Origin of the sequence: Massilia haematophila (assembly GCF_042647645.1) — a bacterium.
Taxonomy (GTDB): Bacteria; Pseudomonadota; Gammaproteobacteria; order Burkholderiales; family Burkholderiaceae_D; genus Telluria; species Telluria haematophila.
Map to the genome: position 1 here is coordinate 4,245,006 of NZ_JBHRVV010000001.1, position 25,343 is coordinate 4,270,348.

The following is a 25,343-nucleotide window of genomic DNA, read 5'->3' on the forward strand; positions in this document are numbered from 1 at the left end:
GTTTTATGCTGGCGCTGGTTGAACGCGTGGGCGGCCTACCGGTTCCGTGCATGCACGTTGCCGGGTATAGCCGCCCACGCGTTCAACAAGCGTATGCATTGCCGCATCGATCCATCACCATTTGCACCCGCTGTCCTTCTTGTCCGCCAACAGCAGCAAGGGCGCCAGCAAGCCACCCGGAATGCCATCCTTGCAATCGCGCCGCTTGGCCGCCTTGATGGCGCGCGCGGCGCGGCTTTCGGTCTCCAGCGGCTTCTCGGGAAATTGCCCGACAGCCGTGCCCTCCTTCGCCGGATCGCGCATGTTGGCGAGCGAGCGCGCCGTGCGCTTGGCCGCTTCCGGATCGAAACGCGGCGTCTCCGGATCTGCCGGCGCCGGCGATGTTTCCGGCTGCTCGACCACAAAAGGATCTGGTTCGCTGGCGCGGCTGGTGTCGGGCGGAACGGCGATCACCGGCGGCTTCGGCTTCGGCTTGGCCTTCTGCGGCGCCGGCGCGGGCCTGGCGACCGGAGGCGCCGGCGTCTCGATGCGCGGCTGTGGCGGCGCCGGCGGCGGCTGCACGCGCACCTCGAGCGGACGCGGCGCCGGCGCCACGACCGGCCCGCCGCCGCGCCAGGCCGTCAGCAGCGCGCCGTGCACGAGGATGGACACGACGATTCCCCAGGCCACACGCTGCACCCGGCGGCGTTCTTCCTCGTCGAACGCTCCGACACCTGTTGCTGCCAAATCCACAATACCTGCTTCCGCTTGTGTGAAAAATCCGAAAAAGATCAGCTATTTTCCGGTTCAACCTTGACCGCTAACCCTACAGCGGCTATGATGGATGTCTTCGGAGTGTAGCGCAGCCCGGTAGCGCATCTGGTTTGGGACCAGAGGGTCCAAGGTTCGAATCCTTGTACTCCGACCAGTATTAAGAGAGAAGCCGACAACGAAAGTTGTCGGCTTTTTTCGTTGTCGCCGCGGTTTTTGTGGAAATGTTGCCGCGGATTTTGGTGGTGGGCGCGGGCGCGAACCCGATGGCACCATTTCCATCAACTCGGTGCTAGCGTAGGGTGGGCGCCCTGTGCCCAGGCGGTGATCGTTGCCGGCTCCGTATTCGTGCCTGATGATCTTGCTACAAACTATCACTGCGCCTACGCGGTGATCGATCACGGCTCCGCTTTCGTGCGCGATGATGTTACCGCTAACTATCGCCGCGGGGGCACGGGGCGCCCACCCTACGTCGCTATCACCGCGTGGGTTCAAGAACCCACCCTACAATGTCGTTGCGTAACCTACCCTGCCCGCTTCGCGGCAATTGCATTCCCTGCCCGGCTCGAACCCTTGCGCCCGAGCTGCTGGGCAATGAACTGCCCCGCGTCCATCACCTGGTCGAGGTCGATGCCGGTCTCGATGCCCAGGCCGTGCAGCATGTAGATCACGTCCTCGGTCGCGACGTTGCCGGTCGCCCCTTTTGCATACGGGCAGCCACCGAGTCCCGAAACGGAAGAATGGAAAATCTGCACGCCCACTTCCATGCTGGCGTAGATGTTCGCCAGCGCCTGGCCGTAGGTGTCGTGGAAGTGGCCCGACAGTTGCTGCAGCGGGAATTCGCGCGCAGCCGCCAGCATCACTTCCTGGGTCTTGCGCGGGGTCGAGACGCCGATGGTATCGGCAATGTCGATCTCGTCACAGCCCAGGTCGCGCATGCGGCGCACCACGTCGGCCACGGCCGCCAAGGGCACGTCCCCCTGGTAGGGGCAGCCGAAGGCGGTGCTGATGCTGCCGCGCAGGCGGATGCCGTTGGCCTTGGCCGCCTTCGCCACCGGCTCGAAGCGCGCGATCGATTCCGCGATCGAGCAGTTGATGTTCTTCTGCGAAAAGGCTTCCGAGGCCGAACCGAAGATCACGACCTCGTCGGCCTTGGCGGCCAAGGCCGCCTCGAAGCCCTGCATGTTCGGCGTGAGCGCCGAGTAGATGGTCCCGGGCTGGCGCGTAATCCCCGCCATCACTTCGCTGCTGGTGGCCATCTGCGGCACCCATTTCGGCGACACGAAGGAGGCCGCCTCGATGTTCGAAAATCCGGCGCGCGTGAGGCGGTCGACCAGCTCGATCTTCACTTGCGCACTGATGGTTTCCTTCTCGTTCTGCAGGCCGTCGCGTGGACCGACTTCGACGATCTTGACCTGCTTCGGCAGGGTGGTTCCATTGTTCATGTCAGTATCCCAGTGAGCGGTCGACCACGTCGTCGACCTGTTGGCCCGCTTCGATCGCGGTGATTTTAGCGATGATCTGGCGCACCGCCTCGCTGCGCACGGTCAGCGCGGAGATGTGCGGCGTGATGGTGATGCGCGGCTCCTCCCAGAACGGATGCGGCGCCGGCAGCGGTTCGTTGCGGAACACGTCGAGCGTGGCGCCGGCAATGTGGCCGGCGCGGATCAGCGTCAGCAGGTCCGGCTCGGCCACCTGGGCGCCGCGCGCGACGTTGATCAGGTAGGCGCCCTGCGGCAGCGTCGACAGGCGCCGGCGGTCGAGCAAATTATTCGTTTCAGGCGTCAGCGGCAGCAGCGACACCAGCACGCGCGTACCGCGCAGGAAGTCGTCGAGCGCTTCCATGCCGGCGTAGCAGTCCACGCCCGGGATGTCCTTCGCGGTGCGGCTCCAGCCGCGTACCGGAAAGCCGAAACCGCGCATGGTCTCCACCACGCGCAGGCCGAGCTTGCCGAGCCCCATGACGCCGACCGTGAACTCCTCTTTTGCGTAGGTCGGCAGCGGCGACCACAGGCCGTGACGGGCCTGCTCCTCGTATTCGTCGAAGCGGCGGAAGTAGCGCAGCGTGGCGTAGGCCACATACTCCGCCATCTGCACCGCCATGCCGGCGTCGCCCAGGCGCACGATGGGCACGTCGGGCAGCGCATCGCCGAACTTGAGCAGGGCATCCGCGCCTGCGCCCATCAGGAAGATCGCCTTCACGCTGGCCAGTTGCGGCAGCAGGCTCGGCGCCGGATTCCATAGCACCGCGTAATCGCACGCCGCCAGCGTTTCGCCTTCCTGCCAGGAGACGGTCTCGACGCCCGGCATCAGGCGCGCCAAATCCTCGGCCCAGGGCCCGATCTGGCCATCGCCGCGATACAAAAGAACGCGCATCAGGCGGCGGCCTTGAAGGCCAGCAGCGGCGCGCCGTCCGCGACCTGGTCGCCGACCGCGTACAGCACCTCTTCCACCAGGCCGTCGCCCGGCGCGGCGATGGTGTGCTCCATCTTCATCGCTTCCATGATGACCAGCGGCGTGCCCTTCTTCACTTCCTGCCCGGCCTCGACCATGACAGCCACGACCTTGCCCGGCATCGGCGCGGTCAGGCGCCCGCCCGCGGCCTCCGTTTCGCCCGCATGGGCCATCGGATCGTTGTACGAGAGCGTGTGGTGTTCGCCGTTCGTGAACACGTGGAACAGCTCGCCGTCGCGGCGCACGTTGCCGTGCATCGACTGCTCGCCCAGGCGGATCGAATAGGCCGCGCCCGCGCGCGCCAGCAGGGTCAAAGGCTGCTTGCCGCCCTCGATGTCGAGCTCCCAGCCCTGCGGGTGGTAGGTGACGCCGACCTTGTAGGCGCCGCCTTCCAGCCCGGCCGCATGCTCGTCGCTGAAGGAGAGCAGGCGCCGGTAGTCGCCGTTCAGGCGCCAGCCCTGCGCCTGGCCCCAGGGATCGGCGGCCGCGCGCGAGGCGCCGCTCGACTGCTGCTTTTCCGCTTCGATCAGCGCCACCGCGGCCAGCGCCAGCGCGCCCGCCGGCGCCGCCTTGGAGGCCGGGAACAGCGAAGCGTGGTGACGCTCGATCAGGCCGGTATCCAGGTCGGCCGTGGCGAAGGCTTCGCCCTCGACCAGGCGTTTCAGGAAGGCGATGTTGGTGGCCAGGCCGACGATCTGGAATTCGGATAACGCCTGCGACAGGCGCGCCAGCGCCTGGGTGCGGTCCGCGCCCCAGACGATCAGTTTCGCGATCATCGGGTCGTAAAATGGCGAGATCGCATCGCCTTCGCGCACGCCGGAATCGATGCGCACGGCGGCCGGTTCGACACCACCGGTGCCGCCCAGCTCGAAGCTGACGGCGGTTGGGGTATCCATGTGGCGCAGCGTGCCGATCGAGGGCAGGAAACCCTTCTCCGGGTTCTCGGCGTAGATGCGCGCCTCGATCGCGTGGCCGTGGATCGCCAGCTCGTGTTGTTTTTTCGGCAGCGGCTGGCCCGCGGCCACGCGCAGCTGCCATTCGACCAGGTCGGTCCCGGTGATCATCTCGGTCACCGGATGTTCCACTTGCAGGCGCGTGTTCATCTCCATGAAGTAGAACGAGCCGTCCTGGTTGGCGATGAATTCGACCGTGCCGGCGCCGACGTAGCCGACGGCGCGCGCGGCGGCCACCGCCGCTTCGCCCATGTCGGCGCGGCGGTGTTGCGTCATGCCCGGTGCCGGCGCTTCTTCCAGCACCTTCTGGTGGCGGCGCTGCACCGAGCAGTCGCGCTCGTGCAGGTAGACGCAGTTGCCCAGCTTATCGGCGAACACCTGGATCTCGATGTGGCGCGGACGGATCAGGTATTTCTCGACCAGCACCTTGTCGTCGCCGAAGGAGCTGATCGCCTCGCGCTTGCACGAGGCCAGCGCGGCCACGAAATCCTCGCTGCGCTCGACCACGCGCATGCCCTTGCCGCCGCCGCCGGCGCTGGCTTTCAGCAGCACCGGATAGCCGATGCGGTCGGCCTGGTCGCGCAGGAATTCCGGATCCTGGTTCTCGCCGTGGTAGCCCGGCACCAGCGGTACGCGGGCAGCCTCCATCAGCTGCTTGGCGGCCGACTTCGAACCCATCGCGCGCATCGAGGAACCCGGCGGGCCGATGAAGACCAGGCCGGCTTTCTCGCAGGCCTCGGCGAACTCGGCGTTCTCCGACAGGAAGCCGTAGCCCGGGTGGATCGCCTGGGCGCCGGTGGCCAGCGCGACTTCGATGATCTTGTCGCCGCGCAGGTAGCTTTCCTTGGCCGGCGCCGGCCCGATCAACACCGCCTCATCGCAGACCGCCACGTGCTTGGCGCCGGCATCCGCTTCGGAATACACGGCGACGGTACGGATTCCCATGCGGCGCGCGGTGGCGGCGACACGGCAGGCGATTTCGCCACGGTTGGCGATGAGGATCTTGGTGAACATGCGTTTGTCTCGCTTTATATATTCTCTGTGTTGATCGGGTTCGAGCGCCTGAAAGATCCTCAGGCGCTCCTGGTGGGTATCAGCAGCCGCAGGCTTCCTTCGGCGCCGACTCCAGCGTGGCCGAGCGGGTTTTCAGGCCCAGCTTGGCCAGCAGCGCGCGGTCGTCTTCCGCTTCCGGGTTGCCGGTGGTGAGCAGCTTGTCGCCGTAGAAGATCGAATTGGCGCCGGCCATGAAGCACATGGCCTGCACCGCCTCGCCCAGCTGGCGGCGGCCGGCCGACAGGCGCACGCGCGCCTTGGGCATGGTGATGCGCGCGACCGCGATGGTGCGCACGAATTCCAGCGGGTCGAGCGGATCGAGGCCGTGCAGCGGCGTGCCTTCGACCTGCACCAGGTGGTTGACCGGCACCGATTCCGGATACGGATTCAGGTTCGCCAGCTGGGCGAGCAGGCCGGCGCGCTGCTCGCGCGTTTCTCCCATGCCGACGATGCCGCCGCAGCAGACCTTCAGGCCGGCGTTGCGCACGCGGCCCAGCGTGTCCAGGCGGTCCTGGTATTCGCGGGTCGAGATCACGTTGTTGTAGAAGTCCGGCGCGGTGTCGATGTTGTGGTTATAAAAATCGAGGCCGGCGTTCTTCAGTTGTTCGGCTTGTCCCTCTTCCAGCATGCCCAGGGTGGCGCAGGTTTCCATGCCCAGCGCTTTCACTTCGCGCACCATCTCTTCGACTTTGGCCATGTCGCGCTCTTTCGGGCTGCGCCAGGCGGCGCCCATGCAGAAGCGGGTGGCGCCGTTGGCTTTCGCCTCGCGCGCGGCGTCGAGCACGGTGTCGATGTCGAGGATCTTCTTGGCTCCGACGCCGGTGTCGTAGCGCGCGGCCTGCGGGCAGTAGCCGCAGTCTTCCTCGCAGCCGCCGGTCTTGATCGACAGCAGGGTCGCCAGCTCGACGTCGCCGTCCGGGAAGTGGGTGCGGTGCGCCTGCTGGGCGCGGAACATCAGCTCGTTGAACGGCAGTTCGAACAGGGCCAGGACGTCGGCCAGCGGCCAGGTAGCATCAAGCCGTTCCTTGATGGCGGCGGTCGGGCGATGGAGGGCGACGGTGTGTGGGGCGTTCATGGTGTTTCCTTATTGTGGTGCCTGAGTTCGCAGGGACGGCCAGCCCGGCAGTCCCGCGAGATCGATGAATCGGGCCGCGTTGGCGGCGGTAGCGTGTTCGAGGCGCGGCACGATGCCGAGCAGTGGGGCCGGGATGCGCGCTGCAAGCGCCTCGATGTTTTCGTCGAAGAAGCGCATGTCGGGGTCGGCCGTGTTGGCGACCCAGCCGGCCAGCACCAGGCCGCGCGCGACGATGGCTTCCACCGTCAGCAGGGCATGGCTGATGCAGCCCAGGCGCATGCCGACCACCAGGATCACCGGCAGGTTCAGCTGGGCGGCCAGGTCGGCGCTGTCGAAGGTGTCGGTGAACGGCACACGGAAGCCGCCCACGCCCTCGACCACGACCGAATCCGACGCGGCCGAGATCTCGGCATACGCCGCGATGATCGGCACCGGGTCGATCGTCACGCCTTCGAGCGCGGCGGCCACGTGCGGCGCGCAGGGTTCGCGCAGCAGGAAGGGCGTGGTGATGTTCTGCGGCAGGTGGACGTTGCCGGCGGCGGCCAGCATGTCGGCGTCCTCGTTGTGGAGTATACCGTCGACCAGTTCGGCGCCGGCGGCGATCGGCTTCATGCCGCAGGCGCGCTGGCCGGCTTCGACCAGTTTATGCAGGATCGCGGCGGACACCAGGGTCTTGCCGATCTCGGTGTCGGTGCCGGTGACGAAGCAGGCAAAGCGCGAGGGGATGCCTTCGGCGGCCAGGGCTTCGGACACGGCCGGCGCTGGCGCATCGATCGGCTCCGTTTGCACCGGCGGCTGCACGACGGCGGTTTCGACCGCCGGTTCCTGGGGTTCGTTGAGGTTGCGGGTCACATGGCCTCCAGTTCGTTGATGGCGCCGGCCAGCCGGGCGACCTGGTCAAAAGTGTGGGCTGCGGACAGCGTCACGCGCAGGCGCGCCGTGTGCGCGGGCACGGTGGGCGGGCGGATCGCCGGCACCCACAGGCCTTGCGCATGCAGGCTTGCCGCCACGCGCAGCGCCTCGTCGTTGGCGCCGATGACGATCGGCTGTATCGGCGTGTGCGAGGCCGGGCGCTGCCAGCGGGTCAGCCGTAGCGATGCATCCAGCCGCTCGATCAGCGCTGCAAGGTAAGCGCGCAGCCGTGCCCCCTCCTCGCCCGCGATGATGTCCAGGCTGGTGAGCAGCGCATGGGCGATGGCCGGCGGCGAAGCCGTGGTGTAGATGTAGGGCCGGGCGCGCTGGACCAGCAGCTCGACCACGCTCGCATGCGCGGCGACGAAGGCGCCGGAGACGCCGGCCGCCTTGCCCAGCGTGCCGACATACACCAGGTTCGGCGAGCGCAGCGCGCAGTGTTCCAGCGCGCCGCGTCCGTTTTCGCCGAGCACGCCGAAGCCGTGGGCGTCGTCGACCACCAGCCAGGCGCCGTGGCGTTCGCACAATGCGAGCAATGCCGGCAGCGGCGCGATGTCGCCATCCATGCTGAAGACGCTGTCGGTGACGACGATCTTGGTGGCCGCGCTGCTCGCCCCCAGCTGCGCGTCCAGTGCTTCCACGTCGCCGTGCGGATAGACCATTACGCCGGCGCGCGCCAGGCGGGCGCCGTCGATCAGCGAGGCGTGGTTCAGCGCCTCCGAGAAGATCATGGCGTCCGTGTCTGCGCCGAGCGCGGTCAGCACGGCCAAATTCGCCATGTAGCCGGTGCTGAAGTAGAGCGCGCGCGCATCGATGAGGTGCGGCGCCACGAACGCCGCCAGGCGCTCTTCCAGGACCGCGTGCGCGCGGCTATGGCCGCTGATCAGGTGCGAGGCGCCGCTGCCGGCGCCGTACGTGCTCGCGCCTTCGCGCAGGGCCTCGACCACGCGCGGGTGGCTCGCAAGACCCAGGTAGTCGTTGCTGCAGAAGGCCAGCATGGGGCGGCTGTCGACCGTTTGCTCGGGCGCGCAGGCCGTGTCGGCGATGCGGCGGCGGCGCGTCAGGCTTTGCCCTTCCAGCGCCGCGAGCTTGCGGTCGACGCTTGCGATCAGGTCCATGCTCACGCCCCGATCACGGATTCGAACACGGCCCGGGTGCGCACGGCGAGGAGTTCGATCTCCTCGTCGTCCAGCACGTAGGGCGGCATCATGTAGACGGTGCGGCCGATCGGGCGCAGCAGCAGCTCCTTCTCGACGGCGGCCGTGAAGAAGCGGCGCGCGAAGCTCGAGGCCTTGGCCGGGTCCGGTTCGATGGCGTCGAACGCGAAGATCATGCCGCGCTGGCGGAACTGCTGGGTGCGCTCGTGCTCGGCCAGCGGCGCCAGCGCCACCGTCATCTTGGTTGCCAGCTCGCGGTTGCGGTTCAACACGTCGTCGTCGCGGAAGATCTGCAGCGTCGCCAGGGCGGCGCGGCAGGCCAGCGGGTTGCCGGTGTAGGAGTGCGAATGCAGGAAGCCGCGCGTAATGTCTTCGCTGTAGAAGGCCTGGTAGATCTCGTCGGTAGTGAGCACCAGCGACAAAGGCAGGTAGCCGCCGCTGATGCCCTTCGACAGGCACAGGAAATCCGGCCAGATCGCCGCCTGCTCGCAGGCGAAGAAGGTGCCGGTGCGGCCGCAGCCGACCGCGATCTCGTCGGCGATCAGGTGCACGTGGTGGCGGTCGCACAGCTCGCGCAGCAGTTCCAGGTAGAGCGGGTCGTACATCGCCATGCCGGTCGCGCACTGCACCAGCGGCTCGACGATGATGGCCGCGATTTTGTTGCCGCGTTCTTCGAACAGTTTTTCCACGTCCTGCAATGCACGGCGCGCCACGTCCTGGCTCGACTCGCCTTCGCTGGCATTGCGTGCGTCGGGTGACGCCACCACGTGGGCGGCGCGCAGCAGCGGGCCATAGGCGTCCTTGAACAGCGGCACGTCGGTGACGGCCAGGGCGCCGATGGTCTCGCCGTGGTAGCTGCCCTGCAGGCAGACGAATTCCTGCTTGTCCGGGTAGCCGGCATTGCGCCAGGTGTGAAAACTCATCTTCATCGCGATCTCGACCGCCGACGCGCCGTCGGAGGCGTAGAAGGCGTGGCCGAGCGCGTGGCCGGTGAGCGCGGCGAGCTGCTCCGACAGTTCGATCACCGGCTCGTGGGTGAAGCCGGCCAGCATCGCGTGCTCGAGTTTATCGAGCTGGTCTTTCAGCGCCGCGTTGATGCGCGGGTTCGCGTGTCCGAACAGGTTGACCCACCACGAGCTGATGCCGTCGAGGTAGCGCCGCCCTTCGTGGTCGTACAGCCAGGCGCCCTTGCCATGGCTGACCGCGATCAGCGGCACTTCCTCGTGGTGCTGCATCTGCGTGCAGGGATGCCACACGCTGCGCAGGCTGCGTGCGATCCAGTCGGACGATGATTGTTGCTTCAAAATGAATCCAATGCTTCTCTAGTTCAGCCATGAGGGCTTGCGCTTCTCCAGGAAGGAAGAAACGCCTTCGCGTCCCTCGCCTGAGGCGCGGATCTCCGCGATGCGGCGCGCCGTGTCGTCCAGAAGTGCGTCGCTGACCGGCTGGCCGACGATCTCGCGCACCAGCTTCTTCGCTTCGCCGACGGCATGCGGGCTGTTCGAGACCAGGCCGCGCACGATGCCCATCACCGTGATGTCGAGCTCCTCCAGCGGCACGACTTCATGGGCAAAGCCCAGGCGCTGCGCCACCGTGGCGTCGAAACGCTCGGCGGTGATGAAGTAACGGCGCGCGGCCTGCTCGCCCATGGCCTTGATCACGTAGGGCGAAATCGTCGCCGGGATCAGGCCCAGCTTCACTTCGGACAGGCAGAAGTTTACTCCTTCGGCGGCGACCACGATGTCGCAGGCTGCAACCAGGCCCATGCCGCCGGCATAGCAGTCGCCCTGCACCTTGGCGATCGTGGGCTTCGGGCACAGGTAGATCGTGCGCAGCATGTCGGCCAGGCGCAAGGCGTCGGCATGATTCTCGTCGTGCGAGTAGCCGGCCATCTTCTTCATCCAGTTCAGGTCGGCGCCGGCGCAGAAGGCCGGGCCGTTGGCGGCCAGGACGATGGCGCGCACCAGCTCGTTGCGGCCGAGTTCGTCGAAGGCCAGCGCCAGCTCGGCGATCGCCTGTTCGTTGAAGGCGTTGCGCAGTTCCGGGCGGTTCAGGGTGACGGTGGCGATCTTGTCGGTGATCGCGATGCTGAGGGTGTGATAGTCCATGATCTGTCCTTTTACATGCGGAAGACGCCGAACTTCGTTTCTTCGATCGGCGCGTTCAGCGCCGCCGAGAGACCTAGACCCAGCACCATCCGCGTGTCGGCCGGATCGATCACGCCGTCGTCCCACAGGCGCGCGCTGGCGTAATACGGGTGGCCCTGGTGCTCGTACTGCTCCTTGATCGGCTGCTTGAACGCGGCTTCCTCGTCCTGCGACCACTGGCCGCCCCTGGCTTCGATGCCGTCGCGTTTCACCGTCGCCAGCACCGAGGCGGCCTGGTCGCCGCCCATCACGGAGATGCGCGCGTTCGGCCACATCCACAGGAAGCGCGGAGAGAAGGCGCGGCCGCACATGCCGTAGTTACCGGCGCCAAACGAGCCGCCGATGATGACGGTGAACTTCGGCACCGAGGCGGTGGCCACCGCGGTCACCATCTTGGCGCCGTTGCGGGCGATGCCCTCGTTCTCGTACTTGCGGCCGACCATGAAGCCGGTGATGTTCTGCAGGAACACCAGCGGGATCTTGCGCTGGCAGCACAGCTCGATGAAGTGGGTGCCCTTCAGCGCCGACTCCGAGAACAGGATGCCGTTATTCGCGATGATGCCGACCTTCACGCCGTAGATGTGGGCGAAGCCGCACACCAGCGTCGTGCCGTAGCGGGCCTTGAACTCGTCGAATTCGCTGCCGTCGACCACGCGCGCGATCACTTCGCGCACGTCGAAGGGTTTACGGGTATCGACGGGAATCACGCCATACAGTTCTTGCGGCGCATATGTCGGCTCGATCACTTCGCGCGTCGCGCCCTGCACCGGTTTGACCCGGTTCAGGTTCGAGACGATGGTGCGTGCCAGCGACAGCGCATGCAGATCGTTCTGGGCCAGGTGGTCGACCACGCCGGACAGGCGGGTATGGACGTCGCCGCCGCCCAGGTCTTCGGCGCTCACGACTTCGCCGGTCGCGGCTTTCACCAATGGCGGGCCGCCCAGGAAGATGGTGCCCTGCTCCTTGACGATGATCGACTCGTCGCTCATGGCCGGCACGTAGGCGCCGCCGGCCGTGCAGGAACCCATCACGACCGCGATCTGCGGAATGCCCTTGGCCGACAAATTCGCCTGGTTATAGAAAATGCGGCCGAAGTGGTCGCGGTCGGGGAAGACGTCGTCCTGGTTCGGCAGGTTGGCGCCGCCGGAGTCGACCAGGTAGATGCACGGCAAATTGTTCTGCTCGGCGATTTCCTGGGCGCGCAGGTGTTTCTTGACCGTCATCGGGTAATACGTCCCGCCTTTGACCGTGGCGTCGTTGCAGACGATCACGCATTCCTGGCCGGCGACGCGGCCGATGCCGGTGATGATGCCGGCCGATGGGGCCGCACCGACTCCATCCTTATCCTTATACATGTCGTAGGCGGCGAGCTGGGAAAACTCGAGGAAGGGGGTACCTGGGTCGAGCAGCATCTGCACGCGGTCGCGCGGCAACAGTTTGCCGCGGGCGACGTGCTTGGCGCGCGCCGCTTCGCCGCCGCCTTCGGCAATCGCCGCCACTTTCGCGCGCAGGTCGTCCACGATGGATTGCATGGCCGCGGCGTTGGCCTTGAAGTCTTCACCGCGCGGGTTGAGTTTGCTCTCGATATGGGGCATTGCCGTCCTCTAATTTATTCGGGAAATGTGCCGTCCAGATAAAACCAGCGGGGCGTGCCGCCCAGGTCCGGGTCGGGTTCGCGCAGGAAGCGGCTGACTTCGTGCAGCCGGTGCGCGCGTCCGCCGACCTTGAAACGGGCGACGAATTCGACCGTATCGCTATCTGGATTGTCCGGCAATTCTGCTTTACGTTGACGTAAACGTAAAGCAGATTTTATCTCAAGGCCGAGCCAGCGCAGGTTCTCGTCCTTGTCCAGGATCGCGTCCTGCGGACGGGTGCGCGGGTGCCAGGTAGCCCGCAGGTAATCTTCGTTGCGCTGGGTATAGGCGGTATAGCGCGAGCGCATCAGGGCTTCGGCCGTGGGCGGCAGGGCGGCGCCAGCGATGTAGGGGCCGCAGCAGGCGGCCAGGCTCGGACCGCCGCAGGGGCAGGTTCCGGGAGAGACGTTCTTGGTAGACATTTGCGGATTATCCGCGATTTCGAGGCGGCGGCGGCGCGGCCGCCGTACGCACAGCGCTCAGCCCCGCAGCGCCAGCATCTCGAGCGCGAACGGCGGGCTCTTGCCCTGCACCAGGTCGGCCAGGATGCGCGCCGTGCCGGCGGCAAAGGTAAAACCGAGCGGCCCGTGGCCGACGTTCAGCCACAGGTTCGACAGCGGCGTGGCGCCGATGATGGGCGCGCTGTTCGGCGTCGCCGGGCGCAGGCCGGCCCAGGCCGACACCCGGCTGTAGTCGGCCGCGTGCGGCATGGTTTCCCGCACCTGCCGCGTCAGGCTGGCGACGCGCTTCGGGTTGAGGGTGAGGTCTTCGCCGACCATGTCGACCATGGCCGCCACGCGCAGCTTGTCGCCGATGCGCGCGTACAGCACCTTGCGCTCGAAATCGGTCACGCTGATCTGCGGCCCGGTGTCGGTCGGGCGGATCGGCGCGCTCAGGCTGTAGCCCTTGAGCGGGTACAGCGGCAGGTCGATGCCGACCTGAAACGCCAGGTTGCGGCTCTGGATGCCGGCCGCCAGCACGAAGGCGTCGGCGCCTAGCGCGCCGATGCTGGTGTCGAGGCCGACCACGCGCCCGCCGTTGGCGACGATGCGCTCCACGTCGGCATGGATGAAGCCCTTGAAGCGCGGATGGATACGCACCCGCTCGGCTAGCGCGATGCAGAAGGCATGGCAGTCGGCGACGGCTTCGCCGGCGTTGTAGATGCCGCCGGCCAGCAGGCTGCGCGCGGCCGCCAGCGACGGTTCGCGCTCGGCGCATTCGGCGCCGGTCCAGATTTCGCCGGCGGTGGCCTTGCCGGCGGCCTGTTCGAAGATCTTCGAGGAGCGGTAGACCACCAGCTTGCCGGCGTCGCGCCAGGCAAAATCGTCGGGCGAGATCATGGATCCCAGTTCATGCATGCCGGCGCGCGACCATTCTCCCAGTTCCAGCAGCTTGGCCGTGGTGCGGCGATTCGCCGCAGCCGTGCACTGGCCGAGGAAGCTGGCCAGCCAGCGCCACTGGCGCAGGTCGGCTTCTGGCCTGAAGCGCAGCGGCCCGTGTTCCTGGAACAGCCACTGGACCGCTTTCAGCGGCACGCCGGCGTCGGCCAGCGGGGACACGTAGCGGTAGCTCAGCTGGCCGCCGTTGCCGTAGCTGGCGCCGCTGGCCAGTTCGGGAGCGCGCTCGACCAGGCTCACCTCGAAGCCGGCCTCGAGCAGCCACCAGGCCGAGGTCAGGCCGACGACTCCGCCACCGATAACGATGATTTGCTGCCTCTTTTGCTGCATCCCGACACACTTTTATTTGCTGATATAAAGGAAGAGCTTAGGGGCTGGCACCCCTTTCGTGCCAATGAAAGTGAAATGTCACGCCATAACCGGCGGTCATGCACATTTCATGCATCATGGATAGATCTGTCCAACAAAAGCAGGTTTAGCCGACGATGGCATGGTTAAATATGTTAGTGAGCAATTTTTCTTCGAAACCGGCGAGCGCCGAATAGCGTCCCTTCTGGCTGCCCGGATCGCGCGCGCTGCCGCCGACCAGGACGATCATTCCGTTCCGCCGTTTCGGGTCGAAGGCGAACACCGAACCCAGCCCGTAGGCGTCGCCCAGGTGGCCGACGGCATCGAAGCCGCCCTCGACCAGGCGCATCCCCGGCTGGTCCGGGAACTGCGCGTTGCCCAGGCCCCAGGCATTGAAGAAGCCGTTCAAGGTGTCGCCGTTGCCGCCCTGGCCGTCGGCCGTCCACTGGCGTGCGAACATGCGCGCGAGTGTCTCCGCTTGCAGGATGCGTCGATGCTCGTGCACGCCGTCGTTCATCAGCATCAGCATGATGGTGCCCAGGCCGCGTGCCGAAATGCGCAGGCCGCCCGTCGGGCTGAAGGGCGTGGCGTTCTCGCCGATCACGTATTTGTCCAGGCCGGGCGGCGCGGCGGGCGGACGGGCGGCGTAGTCGTCGACCTGGGCGATCCAGGGACCGGCCGCGTCCCAGACCTCGGTGTCGACCGTGCGCTTGCGGTACAGCGTGGCCAGGTTCGCCAGCGCCCGCGGCGGCAGTTCCGACGGGTTGTAGGCGCCCTCGATGCCCAGCGGTTGCAGCAGCAGGCGCGTCATCAGGCGGTCGAAGCGTTCGCCCGTCAGCCGCTCCATCAGGGTGCCGATCAGGCCCCAGCCGAGGTTGCAGTAGGTGAAATAGTCGCCCGGCCCGGCTGTCGACGACCACATCGCGCCGGCGCCATGCAAGGGACCCGAGGGCAGCAGGAAGTCGCGCAGCGCGGTGCCGGCCGGGAAGGAATAGCCGGCCTCGTCGCGCAGCGAGGAGCGGTGGGTCAGCAGCTGGCGCAGGGTGATGGCGCGGTCCGGGAAGTGCGGGTTACGCAGCGTGAAACCGAGGTAGGCGGAGACATCGGCGTCGAGCTCGGCCTTGCCGTCTTCCACCAGGCGCATCAGGCCGAGCGTGGTCATCATCTTCGAGATCGAGGCGATGCGGTACAGGGTGTCGGGCGTGGCCGGCAGGTCCTGGGCCGGGCTGGCGCCGATCCGGCGCCGGCCCACAGCGCCCTCGAAGGCGAGCTTGCCGCCGCGGATCGCCAGCACCGACACGCTGGCCAGCTCGCAGGCCGGGTCCTGGGCGATCGCCGCCAGTTCGCGTTCGAGTTGCTTGCGCGCCGCGGAGCCGCCTGCGGGCGCCATGGCCCACAGCGGCTGGGCCGCGCCCAGCAATGCCAATCCGAGTACCGTTCGCCTTCCCTGGTTCATGCCTGTGTTCTCCTGTATGGTCTGCGTCGAGCATAGGCAGCGCCCGCCGCCCTTGCCAATGAAATGCCGTGAACGCCACATAACTTTTTGATATGCTGCCGCGCAAAACTGCGCATGATGGCCCGTGCGCACGCAAATTTCCGCTTGCGAGCGCGGCACTGCCCTTACACTTGGCGCTTATGAACCAACCCATCACCGACTTCAAGGTCGACCTGAACGACAATTCTCCGCTCTACATGCAGCTCGCGCGCAAGCTGATGCAGGACGTGCGCGAGGGCCGCTACCAGGCCGACCAGGCTTTACCGTCCGAGCGCACCCTGTCCGAGCAGCTCGACGTCTCGCGCGTCACTGCGCGCAAGGCGATCGACCAGCTGGTCGAGCAGGGCCTGGTGGTGCGCCGCCGCGGTTCGGGCAACTATATCGCGCCGCGCATCGAGCAGCCGCTGTCGAACCTGTCGAGCTTTTCCGAGCAGCTGCAGCAGCGCGGCTATACGCCGAATTCGCACTGGCTGAAACGCGAGGTGGTGGCGGCCGACGCCGACGAGCAGCTGGCGCTGGGCCTGTCGCCCGGGGCGCGGGTGGCGCGCCTGGAACGCCTGCGCCTGGCCGACGAAGTCGTGATGGCCTACGAGACCAGCGTGATCCCGGCGAGCATCCTGCCGCAGCCGCAGGAAGTGTCGCATTCGCTGTACGCCCACCTCGAGCGCGGCGGCCAGGTGCCGGTACGCGCCCTGCAGCACATCCGCGCCATGAACGCCTCGAAGGAACTGGCCGAGCGCCTCGGCGTGCCGGAAGGGCAGGCGGTGCTGTTCATCACCCGTGTCGGTTACCTGGAGTCGGGCGTCGCCGTCGAGCTGACCCATTCCTACTGCCGCAGCGATTATTACGATTTCGTCGCGGAACTACGCCGGGCGCCGGCATAAGGTTTGGGCATAACTTTTGGACATAACGACAGCCCTTCCTTTCATGGGATGCCCTGCGTAATTGGTATTACACTGGTTTTATCGATAATCCCGTTTGGACCACCGCGATCATGCTGAAGACCGAAACCCCAGCCCAGGACCATGCCGAGCTCGACCAATATCCGACCACGGAGCTGGTGAACGCGCTGGTGGATGACCAGCTCAACGCGGTCAACGCGGTGCGCGCCGCGGCGCCGCGCCTGGCCGCCGCCGTGGCCGCCGCGCTGCCGCGGGTGGAAGCGGGCGGACGCCTGGTCTACGTCGGCGCCGGCACCTCGGGCCGCCTGGGCGTGCTCGACAGCGTGGAACTTTATCCCACCTTCTCCTGGCCGCATGGCCGCGCCGTCGCCCTGCTGGCCGGCGGCACCGACGCCATGTTCGTCGCGGTCGAAGGCGCCGAGGACGATGCGGTGCAGGGCGCGGCCGACCTCGACTCGGTGAACGTCACGGCCGACGACGTCGTCCTGCTGATCGCGGCCTCCGGCGGCACCCCCTATGTGCTGGGCGCGCTGCGCCGCGCGCGCGAACTGGGCGCGCTGACCATCGGCTTCGCCAACAATACCGATGCGCCGATCGCCAACGAGGCCGAGATCGGCATCACCCTCGACACCGGCCCGGAAGTCATCTCCGGCAGCACCCGCCTGAAAGCCGGCACCTCGCAGAAGATTGCCCTGAACAGTTTTTCCAGCGCATTAATGGTGCGTTTGAACAAGGTTTACGGGAACCTGATGGTAGACTTGAAGGCTACCAACGCCAAGCTGGTACGCCGCGCCATCCGCCTGACCTCGTTCGCCACCGGCGCCAGCGAGGACGCCGCCCGCGCCGTGCTGGAACAGTGCGATTTCCACGTCAAGACCGCGATCGTGGCCTTGTCCAAACAAACCGGTGTCGAGCAAGCACGGGCCTTGCTGGAAGCGGCCCGCGGCAGCGTGCGCCAAGCCCTGGCCGTGTAAAGGCAGGGCCGCGCCGGCGCTGCCGGGCACGGTTTTCTCTGACCCGATCACGAAAGAGTTATGCAAACTTCGCAAGCGAAAAGTCCGTGGCTGTGGGTGCCGTCGCTCTATTTTGCCCAGGCCATTCCCTACGTGGTGGCGATGCAGCTGTCGGTCATCATGTACAAGGACCTGGGGATCTCGAATACCGACATCGCCTTCTATACCAGCCTGCTCTACCTGCCCTGGGTGATCAAGCCCCTGTGGTCGCCGGTGGTCGACATGTTCGGCACCAAGCGCGGCTGGACCGTGGCGCTGCAACTGGTGGTCGCCGCTTCGCTGGTGGCGGTCGGCATGGTGCTGCATCTGCCCGTGTTCTTCAGCGTCAGCCTGGCCGTGATGTGGCTGATGGCCTTCAGTTCCGCCACCCACGACATTTCCGCCGACGGCTTTTATATGCTGGGCCTGCGCCAGAAGGACCAAGCCGCCTTTGTCGGCGTGCGCAGCACCTTCTATCGCCTGGCGACCCTGGCCGGACAAGGCCCGCTGGTGGTGCTGGCCGGCTACCTGGCCGTCAGCCTGAACGATGCGCACCAGGCCTGGTCGATCGTGTTCTTCGTGCTGGCCGGCATGTTCGCCCTGGCCTTCGCCTGGCACCAGATGGTGCTGCCGCGTCCCGAGGCCGACCACGCCGTGGCGCGCGGCGAAAACCCGCTGCGCGAATTCTTCGGCACCTTCGCTTCCTTCTTCCGCAAGCGCGACATCTGGCTGATCCTCGGCTTTATTCTGACTTTCCGCCTGGGCGAATCGCAGTTGCTGAAGCTCGTGGCGCCCTTCCTGAAGGACCCGATCGAAAAAGGCGGCCTCGGCCTCTCCACGGCCCAGTACGGCATCGCCTACGGCACCATCGGCATCATTTTCCTCACCATCGGCGGGCTGGCCGGCGGCTACCTGATTTCGCGCCTGGGCCTGAAGCGCTGCCTGTGGTTGATGGTGTTCGCGGTGCATTTGCCGGACCTGGTGTTCGTCTACTTGTCGCAGGCCCAGCCGACCAATTTCTACCTGATCTCGGCCTTCCTGGCGATTGAACAGTTCGGCTATGGCTTCGGCTTCACCGCGATGATGCTGTACATGATCATGGTCGCCGAGGGCGAGCACAAGACGGCGCACTACGCGATCTGCACCGGCTTCATGGCGCTGGGCATGATGGTGCCGGGCATGTGGAGCGGCGCGCTGCAGGAATTCCTGGGCTATAAGAATTTCTTCATCTGGACCTGCCTGGCGACGATTCCGGCTTTCATCATGGCGGCGCTGGTGAAGATTGATCCGGAGTTCGGGAAGAAGTAAGCAGCGTAGTGACACGAAGGCCGGTTGGACGCGTGGGCAGGTTTTCCTGCCCACGCGTTCAATGAACGTGTGCAAAACACGATCGCCAACAATAAATAACAAGATGGAGACAATGTACCAATGAGCGACCCCACCGGCCGCCTCAATTCGCTCGACGCCTTCCGCGGCTTCACCATCGCCGCCATGGTGCTGGTTAACAATCCCGGCGACTGGAGCAACTTGTATTCGCAACTGGCCCACGCCCCCTGGCATGGCTGGACCTTCACCGATGCGATCTTCCCCTTCTTCCTGTTCATCGGCGGCGTTTCGATGGCGCTGTCGCTCGGCCGCCTGGCGGCAGCGGGCGCCGACAAGCCGGGACTGCTGCTGAAACTGGCCAAGCGCGCGCTGCTGATCTTCCTGATCGGCTTCCTGCTGAACCTGATCCCGTATTTCAATTTCGACAAGGTACGCATCCCGGGCGTGCTGCAGCGTATCGCCCTGTGCACCCTGCTGGCCGCGCCCATCGTCGTCTACTGCGGCTGGCGCATGCAGCTGGCGATCATCGGTTTCCTCCTCACCGTGTACAGCGCGCTGATGCTGTTCTATCCGGTGCCCGGCATCGGCGCCGGCGTGCTCGAACCGGGCAAGGATTTCGGCGCCTGGATCGACCGCATGGTGCTCGACGGTCACATGTGGGCGCAATCGAAGACCTGGGATCCGGAGGGGTTGTTCAGCACCCTGCCCGCGCTGTGCAGCCAGCTGTTCGGCGTGCTGGCGGGACGTTTCCTGCTCTCGAAGATCAATCGCACCGAGCAGATCGTCTGGATGCTGCTGGCCGGCCTGCTGTGCCTCTGGCTCGGCGTGATTCTCGATAGCGTCCTCATGCCGATCAACAAAAGCCTGTGGACGCCGTCCTATTGTTTCCTGATGACCGGCTGGGCTTTGCTACTATTCAGCGCCTTCTTCTGGTTGCTCGACGTTAATCCCTACCCCGCGGTACGCGAGGCGGCGGCGCGCTGGACCCATCCGTTCAAGATCTACGGCATGAATGCGCTGTTCATTTTCGCGTTCTCGGGTCTGCTAGCGAAAATGCTCGGCTTCATCAAGCTGGCCCAGCCCGACGGCAGCACGCTGTCGCTCGGGCGCAGCCTGTATGCGCCGATCAGGGATTTGCCGATCGGGGCCTTGAATACGTCGCTGCTGCATGCGCTGCTGTTCAACGCCTGCATGTTCGCGATCGCCTGGTTCATGTGGCGCCGGAAGTGGTTCGTCAAAGTATAAACATCGATAAGCATAGGGGAGCGGTAGTGCAAGCTGATAAGAAACGACGCGCGTTCGCGCTGGCCGGCGTCGCCGGCGTACTGGCCATGAGTGGCTTCCTGGGCGCCTGCTCGACGCCCGGAACGCGCAGCGCCGCCACGCCGGACGGCAGCATCATTGCCCCCGGCGACGTGCCGCCGGCGGCGCCGCGCGAATTCCGCGCCGCCTGGGTCTCGACGGTGGCCAACATCGACTGGCCGACCAAGCAGAACCTGAGCGCGGCCCAGCAGCAGGCCGAGGCGATCGCGATCCTCGACCGCGCCAAGGCGATGAACATGAACGCCATCATCCTGCAGGTGCGCCCCTCGGCCGACGCCATCTACGCTTCGAAGATCGAGCCCTGGTCGGAATACCTCACCGGCACCCAGGGCCAGGCGCCGCAGCCCTGGTACGATCCATTGAAATTCTGGGTCACCGAGGCCCACGCGCGCGGCCTCGAACTGCACGCCTGGTTCAACCCCTACCGCGCCCGCCACGACAATGCCCGTTCGCCGGCCGCGCCGAACCACATCACCCGCGCCAACCCAACGGCGGTGAAACGCTACGGCAAGTTCATGTGGATGGACCCGGCCGAGGAATCGGCATCCAGGCAGACCCTCGACGTGGTGCTGGACGTGGTACGCCGCTACGACATCGATGGCGTCCACATCGACGATTACTTCTACCCCTACCCGATCGAGGCGACCCCGGCGGTGGCCGGCAACCAGGCCGCGCTCGACGGCAAGCCGGCGACCAAGGCCGAGCTGGACTTCCCCGACACCCCGGCCTGGGAGCGCTACCTTGCCCGTGGCGGCAAGCTCGACCGCGCCTCTTGGCGCCGCGACAACGTCAACCGCCTGATCGAGGACATGTACAAGGGCATCCACCGCGAGAAGAGCTGGGTGCGCTTCGGCATCAGCCCCTTCGGCCTGGGCCGTCCGGACCGCCGCCCGCCGGGCATTGCCGGCTTCTCGCAGTACGACAAGCTGTATGCGGACGCCGAGCTGTGGCTGCAGAACGGCTGGCTGGACTACTTCACGCCCCAGCTGTACTGGGCGCGCAGCCAGAAGGCGCAAGCCTACGACGTGCTGCTCGACTACTGGATCGGCCAGAACAGCATGGGCCGCCACATCTGGCCGGGCCTGTACACCAGCCGCATCGGCGCCCCGACCAAGGACTACCAGCCGCAGGAAATCCTGGACCAGATCGGCGCAACCCGTGCGCGCCCGCAGGCCGGCGGTCACGTACACTTCAGCATGGCCGCGCTGACGCAGAACCGCAAGGGCATCAGCGACCAGCTGCGCACCCAGCTCTACGCGACCCCGGCGCTGGTGCCGGCCACGCCCTGGCTGGGCAGCGACAAGCCGGGCCTGCCGCAGGCGACGGCGACGCGCACCGCGAAAGGCGTGGCCCTGAAGCTCAAGGCCGGCAAGGCCAATTCGCTGTTCACGGTGTGGGAGCGCCACGGCAACGAGTGGAAGTTCCACGTGGTGCCGGCGTCGACGGTGGACTGGAAGCTGGCTGACGATGCACGCCTCGGCGCCGCCGACGCGATATTCGTCGGCGCGGTCGACCGGCTCGGCAACGAGAGCGAGCGGGTGCAGGTGTATCGCAAGCAGTAGCGTTGATCATGCGGTGAGACCGCGTGGGTTCAAGAACCCACCCTACGAAAACCGGTTTGGTAGGGTGGGTTCTTGAACCCACGCGGTACGACACGCAGCACACCACGACAACTCCAGCGTTCACACGCCCCAGCCACCCGCAAGACTGACACTTCGCACCATGTCGAACCACCATCAAGCACCCGCCATCGGCCTCGGCATCGACGCCGGCGGCACCCAGACCCGCTGGTCCCTGGCGCAGGCCGACGGCACGCTCCTGGCCGAAGGCATCGTATCCGGCCTGTCGGCCCTGCAGATGGGCAGCAACGACGGCCGCCAGGCCGTGCGCGCCACCTTCGAAGAGCTGGCGCGCCAGGTGCTGGCGTGTGCCCGCCCGCAGCGCGTGCGCGCCGGCCTGACCGGCTTCGGCGGCGACGGCGAACAGTTGCAAGCCTGGCTGGCCGAACTGCTCGGCGTCAACCCAGGCGCCATCGCCCTTTGCAACGACATCGAGATCGCCTACCGCGCCAGCTTCGCCCCTGGCGAAGGCTACCTGGTGTATGCCGGCACCGGCTCGATCGGCGCCTTCATCGATGCCGATGGCGAATTCCACCGCGCCGGCGGGCGCGGCGTCGTGCTCGACGATGGCGGCGGCGGCTTCTGGATCGCGCGCGAAGCGCTGCGCCACATCTGGCGCAACGAGGACGAATGCCCGGACTGCTGGAAGGCGTCGCCGATGGCGCACGCCGTGTTCGAGCACGTCGGCGGCGCGGACTGGGCGTATTCGCGCCAGTTCATCTACGGCCAGGAACGCGGCGAGGTCGGCAAGCTGGCGCTGGCCGTTGCCGCCAGCGCCGAGCAAGACCCCGCAGCCGCTGCCATCCTGCGGGACGCCGGCCGTGAGCTGGCGCGCCTGGCGAACGCCCTGGTCGCGCGCTTCGGGCCGCGTCCGGTGGCGCTGGCCGGCCGTGCCGCCGAACTGCATCCGTCGATTGCCGCCACCATGCGCGCCGCCCTGCCGCCCGGGGTCGCGCTGACCCAGACCGCCATGCGCGCCCACCATGCCGCCGCCCGCCTGGCGGCGCGCGATGGCGCCGCCCAATAATCTTTACCTTTCGGACCTGCGATGAAAAAACTCTGTGCCACCCTCCTGATTGCCCTGCTGGCCGGCTGCGCCACCGGGCCGCGCATCGACAAGACCTATACGGCGAAAGGCCAGGCCAGCCGCGTACGCTTCCTGGTGCTGCACTACACCGTCGCCGACAAGCCGGCCTCGCTGAAGATCCTGACCGAGAAGGAAGTCAGCTCGCATTACCTGGTCACCGACGACCCGAATCCGGTCGTCTACGGCCTGGTCGACGAGACCCGCACCGCCTACCACGCCGGCATCTCGAGCTGGAAAGGCTATACCCAGCTGAACAACAGCTCGATCGGCATCGAGATCGTCAACGCCGGCTGGAAGGACACGCCGCAGGGCCGCGTCTTCGCGCCCTTCCCGCAGTCGCAGATCGATGTCCTGGTCCCGCTGGTGAAGGACATCGTCGCCCGCCACAAGATCGCGCCGGAAAACGTGGTCGCGCATAGCGACATCGCCCCGCTGCGCAAGCAGGACCCCGGTCCGCTGTTCCCGTGGCACCAGCTGGCCCAGGCCGGCCTGGTCGTGTGGCCGGACGCGAACCGCGTCGCCGCCGTGCGCCAGGTGTTCGACATCGCGGTGCCGGATGCCGTCTGGTTCCAGAAGAAGCTGGCCCAGCATGGCTTCGCGCTGGCCCAGAGCGGCGTGTTCGACCAGCCGACCCGCACCGTGATCGGCGCCTTCCAGATGAAATACCGCCCGGCCAACATCGCCGGCGAGCCGGATGCGGAAACCGCGGCCCTGCTCGAAGTGCTGACCACCCCGGCCAACGCGCCGCTGCCGGCGGTGCCGGTGGCGCCGGCCGCGCCGGTGATTACCGTGCCGGTGCCGGGCGTGCCCCCGGTGAACCCGGGCGCGCCGCTGCCGCCGGCGACGCCGCCCGTGCCCGCCGTGCCGCCCACTCCGGCCGTGCCGCCGACACCGGCCATTCCGCCGGCAGCGCCGGCCCAGCCGGCGACCCCGGTGCCGCCAGTGCCAAGCGTGCCGCCGGCGACCACCACCCCGGCCGCGCCGGCCACCGTGCCGGTTGCGGCAAACCCACAGTGACGCCTCGCCATGCCTGGGTATTCCCTGTATCCTTCGACCGGTCCGCGCCTGGCGCGGACGTCTCATTGAAGGATTGAAGCAATGCGTCTGCGTCATATCGAAGTGTTCCACGCCATCATGCAGGTCGGCACCATCAGCGGTGCCGCCCAGGTTCTCCACATCTCCCAGCCGGCAGTGACGAAAGTGCTGCAGCATGCCGAGCTTCAGTTGGGCATGCCGCTGTTCGAGCGCGTACGCGGCAAGCTGTATCCGAAGCCGGAAGCGCACCGCCTGTTCGCCGAAACCGAAAAGCTCAACCGCGACCTGCAGGGCATCCGCCGCCTGGCCGCCAGCCTCAAGGGCCGCGCCCACGAGACGGTGCGCCTGGTGTCGACCCCGACCCTGGCCATCAGCGTGCTGCCGCAGGCGATGACGCTGTGGCGGCGCGACTTCCCGGAAACGCGCTGCGAGCTGGCCACCTTCCACACCAGCGAGATCGTCAACGCGCTGCGCCTGGGCGAAGCCGATCTCGCGCTGTCGCTGCAGGACCCGCGCCATCCCGGCATCGTCGCCGAGCCGATCGCGCAGGGGATGATGACGGTGATGGCGCCCGCCGGCACCTGGTCCGAGGCCGAGTGCGCCCAGCCGATCGGCCCGGAATGCCTGACGGGCGAGCTGATCGGCCTGGCCGACAACGACCCGCTGGGCGAGATCGTGGTCGCCGCCTGCGAAGCGCAGGACATGCAGCCGGTGTTCCGCACCGTGGTGCAGACCTACCAGATCGCGCGCTCGCTGGTGGAAGCCGGTGCCGGCACCGCCGTTCTCGATCCGTTCACGGCCGCTTCGGCCGCGCCCGAGAAGGTGCAGCGCCGCCAGTGGGCACCGGCGATGCCGGTCCAGCTCTACCTGCTGACCGCCAGCCACGCGCCGCTGTCGCACGGCGCGCGCGAACTGGCCAACTGTATCGGCGCGACCGCCCGCGCCTGTCTCGAACGAGGATGTGCATGAGTATGGAAACAACAGGTGCGACGGTCGCCAGCGAAGAGATCGCGCGCAGTCCGGAATTCCGCCACCTGTCGTCGATCGCGGGCATCCGCGTCGACTTGCGCTACGCCGGCGCCAACAACTTCGTCGGCCGCGATTTGTATTCGCCTTTCGATTGCGCCTGGCTGCACCGCGACGCCGCCGCCGCGCTGGAAAAGGTGGTGGCGTATCTCGCCGCACGCGCGCCCGGCCACACCGCGCTGGTGCTCGACGCCCTGCGCCCGCAGCGCGTGCAGCAGCAGCTGTGGGACGCCCTGGCGGGCACCGGCCTTCAAATGTACCTGGCCGACCCGGCGCGCGGCTCGATCCACTCCTATGGCATGGCGCTCGACATCACCATCCTCGATCCCGAGGGCCGCGAGCTCGATATGGGCACCGGCTTCGACGACATGACGGACTTGTCGCACCCGGCGCTGGAAGAAGGTTTCCTGGCCGCCGGCAGGCTGACCGAGCAGCAGGTCGCCAACCGCCAGCTGCTGCGCGACGCCATGTTCCAGGCCGGCTTCGTCGGCATCCGCACCGAGTGGTGGCATTTCGATTGCGGCGACCGCGACGTCGTGCGCGCGACCTTCCGGCGCGTGTTGTGACCTGATCGCCCGCACGCATCCACATCACGCTTTGCCGCATCGTTGACCGTCAAACCGCGTGGGCTCAAGAGCCCACCCTACGACTGCGCACG

Annotated in this window: 21 protein-coding genes, 1 tRNA gene and 1 pseudogene; 10 read left to right on the plus strand and 13 right to left on the minus strand. The window is 66.9% G+C overall.

Going from position 1 to position 25,343, the window contains the following annotated elements; all coding sequences use genetic code 11:
- Positions 1-114 precede the first annotated feature (114 nt).
- Positions 115-726 carry a hypothetical protein gene (locus tag ACFOPH_RS18845; protein ID WP_379736931.1) on the minus strand — a complete coding sequence of 204 codons (612 nt, stop codon included), beginning with the start codon at positions 724-726 and terminating at the stop codon, positions 115-117.
- 104 nt (positions 727-830) lie between these two features.
- Between ACFOPH_RS18845 and ACFOPH_RS18850 the strand changes: the two genes are divergently transcribed.
- A tRNA-Pro gene (locus ACFOPH_RS18850) sits at positions 831-907 on the plus strand.
- A 367-nt stretch (positions 908-1,274) separates the two neighbouring features.
- On the opposite strand, the gene ACFOPH_RS18855 is transcribed toward ACFOPH_RS18850, so the two are convergent.
- From ACFOPH_RS18855 to ACFOPH_RS18910, 12 genes are all read right to left on the minus strand, one after another.
- Entirely contained in the window at positions 1,275-2,195 is a 921-nt protein-coding gene (locus ACFOPH_RS18855; RefSeq protein WP_379736932.1) for a hydroxymethylglutaryl-CoA lyase, read from the minus strand.
- 1 nt (position 2,196) lies between these two features.
- Positions 2,197-3,126, minus strand: coding sequence for a 2-hydroxyacid dehydrogenase (locus ACFOPH_RS18860; protein WP_312550349.1), 930 nt, complete (start codon positions 3,124-3,126; stop codon positions 2,197-2,199).
- Positions 3,126-5,171, minus strand: a complete 2,046-nt coding sequence (locus ACFOPH_RS18865) for an acetyl-CoA carboxylase biotin carboxylase subunit (RefSeq protein WP_379736933.1) — start codon at positions 5,169-5,171, stop codon at positions 3,126-3,128. Before ACFOPH_RS18865 ends, ACFOPH_RS18860 begins: the two co-directional genes overlap by 1 nt.
- A 79-nt stretch (positions 5,172-5,250) precedes the next feature.
- Complete coding sequence (gene bioB / locus ACFOPH_RS18870) at positions 5,251-6,285, minus strand: biotin synthase BioB (protein WP_379736934.1); 1,035 nt, start codon at positions 6,283-6,285, stop codon at positions 5,251-5,253.
- A gap of 9 nt (positions 6,286-6,294) precedes the next feature.
- On the minus strand, positions 6,295-7,086 hold the full coding sequence (bioD, locus tag ACFOPH_RS18875; RefSeq protein ID WP_379737965.1) for a dethiobiotin synthase: 792 nt from the start codon (positions 7,084-7,086) through the stop codon (positions 6,295-6,297).
- Positions 7,087-7,133: 47 nt separating this feature from the next.
- Complete coding sequence (gene bioF / locus ACFOPH_RS18880) at positions 7,134-8,315, minus strand: 8-amino-7-oxononanoate synthase (protein ID WP_379736935.1); 1,182 nt, start codon at positions 8,313-8,315, stop codon at positions 7,134-7,136.
- A 2-nt stretch (positions 8,316-8,317) separates the two neighbouring features.
- Positions 8,318-9,658: an adenosylmethionine--8-amino-7-oxononanoate transaminase gene (gene bioA, locus ACFOPH_RS18885; RefSeq protein WP_379736936.1), complete on the minus strand. Its 1,341-nt coding sequence runs from the start codon at positions 9,656-9,658 to the stop codon at positions 8,318-8,320.
- Between the two features lie 18 nt (positions 9,659-9,676).
- Positions 9,677-10,462, minus strand: coding sequence for an enoyl-CoA hydratase/isomerase family protein (locus tag ACFOPH_RS18890; RefSeq protein ID WP_312550344.1), 786 nt, complete (start codon positions 10,460-10,462; stop codon positions 9,677-9,679).
- Positions 10,463-10,473: 11 nt separating this feature from the next.
- Positions 10,474-12,096 (minus strand): carboxyl transferase domain-containing protein, encoded by a 1,623-nt coding sequence (locus tag ACFOPH_RS18895; RefSeq protein ID WP_312550343.1) that lies wholly within the window; start codon positions 12,094-12,096, stop codon positions 10,474-10,476.
- A gap of 14 nt (positions 12,097-12,110) precedes the next feature.
- Entirely contained in the window at positions 12,111-12,557 is a 447-nt protein-coding gene (locus ACFOPH_RS18900; protein WP_379736937.1) for a YchJ family protein, read from the minus strand.
- 57 nt (positions 12,558-12,614) lie between these two features.
- Positions 12,615-13,862 (minus strand): D-amino acid dehydrogenase, encoded by a 1,248-nt coding sequence (locus ACFOPH_RS18905; protein ID WP_379736938.1) that lies wholly within the window; start codon positions 13,860-13,862, stop codon positions 12,615-12,617.
- Between the two features lie 145 nt (positions 13,863-14,007).
- Positions 14,008-15,336 (minus strand): serine hydrolase domain-containing protein, encoded by a 1,329-nt coding sequence (locus tag ACFOPH_RS18910; protein WP_379736939.1) that lies wholly within the window; start codon positions 15,334-15,336, stop codon positions 14,008-14,010.
- A gap of 179 nt (positions 15,337-15,515) precedes the next feature.
- Between ACFOPH_RS18910 and ACFOPH_RS18915 the strand changes: the two genes are divergently transcribed.
- From ACFOPH_RS18915 to ACFOPH_RS18955, 9 genes and pseudogenes are all read left to right on the plus strand, one after another.
- Positions 15,516-16,259 carry a GntR family transcriptional regulator gene (locus ACFOPH_RS18915; RefSeq protein ID WP_312550339.1) on the plus strand — a complete coding sequence of 248 codons (744 nt, stop codon included), beginning with the start codon at positions 15,516-15,518 and terminating at the stop codon, positions 16,257-16,259.
- A gap of 110 nt (positions 16,260-16,369) precedes the next feature.
- A complete protein-coding gene (murQ, locus tag ACFOPH_RS18920) occupies positions 16,370-17,251 on the plus strand; it encodes an N-acetylmuramic acid 6-phosphate etherase (RefSeq protein ID WP_379736940.1) in 882 nt (293 codons plus the stop codon).
- Positions 17,252-17,311: 60 nt separating this feature from the next.
- A complete protein-coding gene (locus ACFOPH_RS18925) occupies positions 17,312-18,577 on the plus strand; it encodes an MFS transporter (RefSeq protein ID WP_312550337.1) in 1,266 nt (421 codons plus the stop codon).
- 120 nt (positions 18,578-18,697) lie between these two features.
- Positions 18,698-19,840: an acyltransferase family protein gene (locus ACFOPH_RS18930; protein ID WP_312550336.1), complete on the plus strand. Its 1,143-nt coding sequence runs from the start codon at positions 18,698-18,700 to the stop codon at positions 19,838-19,840.
- A 26-nt stretch (positions 19,841-19,866) separates the two neighbouring features.
- Positions 19,867-21,480: a glycoside hydrolase family 10 protein gene (locus ACFOPH_RS18935; RefSeq protein WP_312550335.1), complete on the plus strand. Its 1,614-nt coding sequence runs from the start codon at positions 19,867-19,869 to the stop codon at positions 21,478-21,480.
- A gap of 160 nt (positions 21,481-21,640) precedes the next feature.
- Positions 21,641-22,564, plus strand: a complete 924-nt coding sequence (locus ACFOPH_RS18940; protein WP_379736942.1) for an N-acetylglucosamine kinase — start codon at positions 21,641-21,643, stop codon at positions 22,562-22,564.
- A gap of 21 nt (positions 22,565-22,585) precedes the next feature.
- Positions 22,586-23,350 (plus strand): annotated as a pseudogene (locus ACFOPH_RS18945) (N-acetylmuramoyl-L-alanine amidase); the annotation flags it as partial.
- 372 nt (positions 23,351-23,722) lie between these two features.
- Positions 23,723-24,628: a LysR family transcriptional regulator gene (locus tag ACFOPH_RS18950; protein WP_312548772.1), complete on the plus strand. Its 906-nt coding sequence runs from the start codon at positions 23,723-23,725 to the stop codon at positions 24,626-24,628.
- On the plus strand, positions 24,625-25,251 hold the full coding sequence (locus ACFOPH_RS18955; RefSeq protein WP_379736943.1) for a M15 family metallopeptidase: 627 nt from the start codon (positions 24,625-24,627) through the stop codon (positions 25,249-25,251). Before ACFOPH_RS18950 ends, ACFOPH_RS18955 begins: the two co-directional genes overlap by 4 nt.
- Positions 25,252-25,343: the final 92 nt, after the last annotated feature.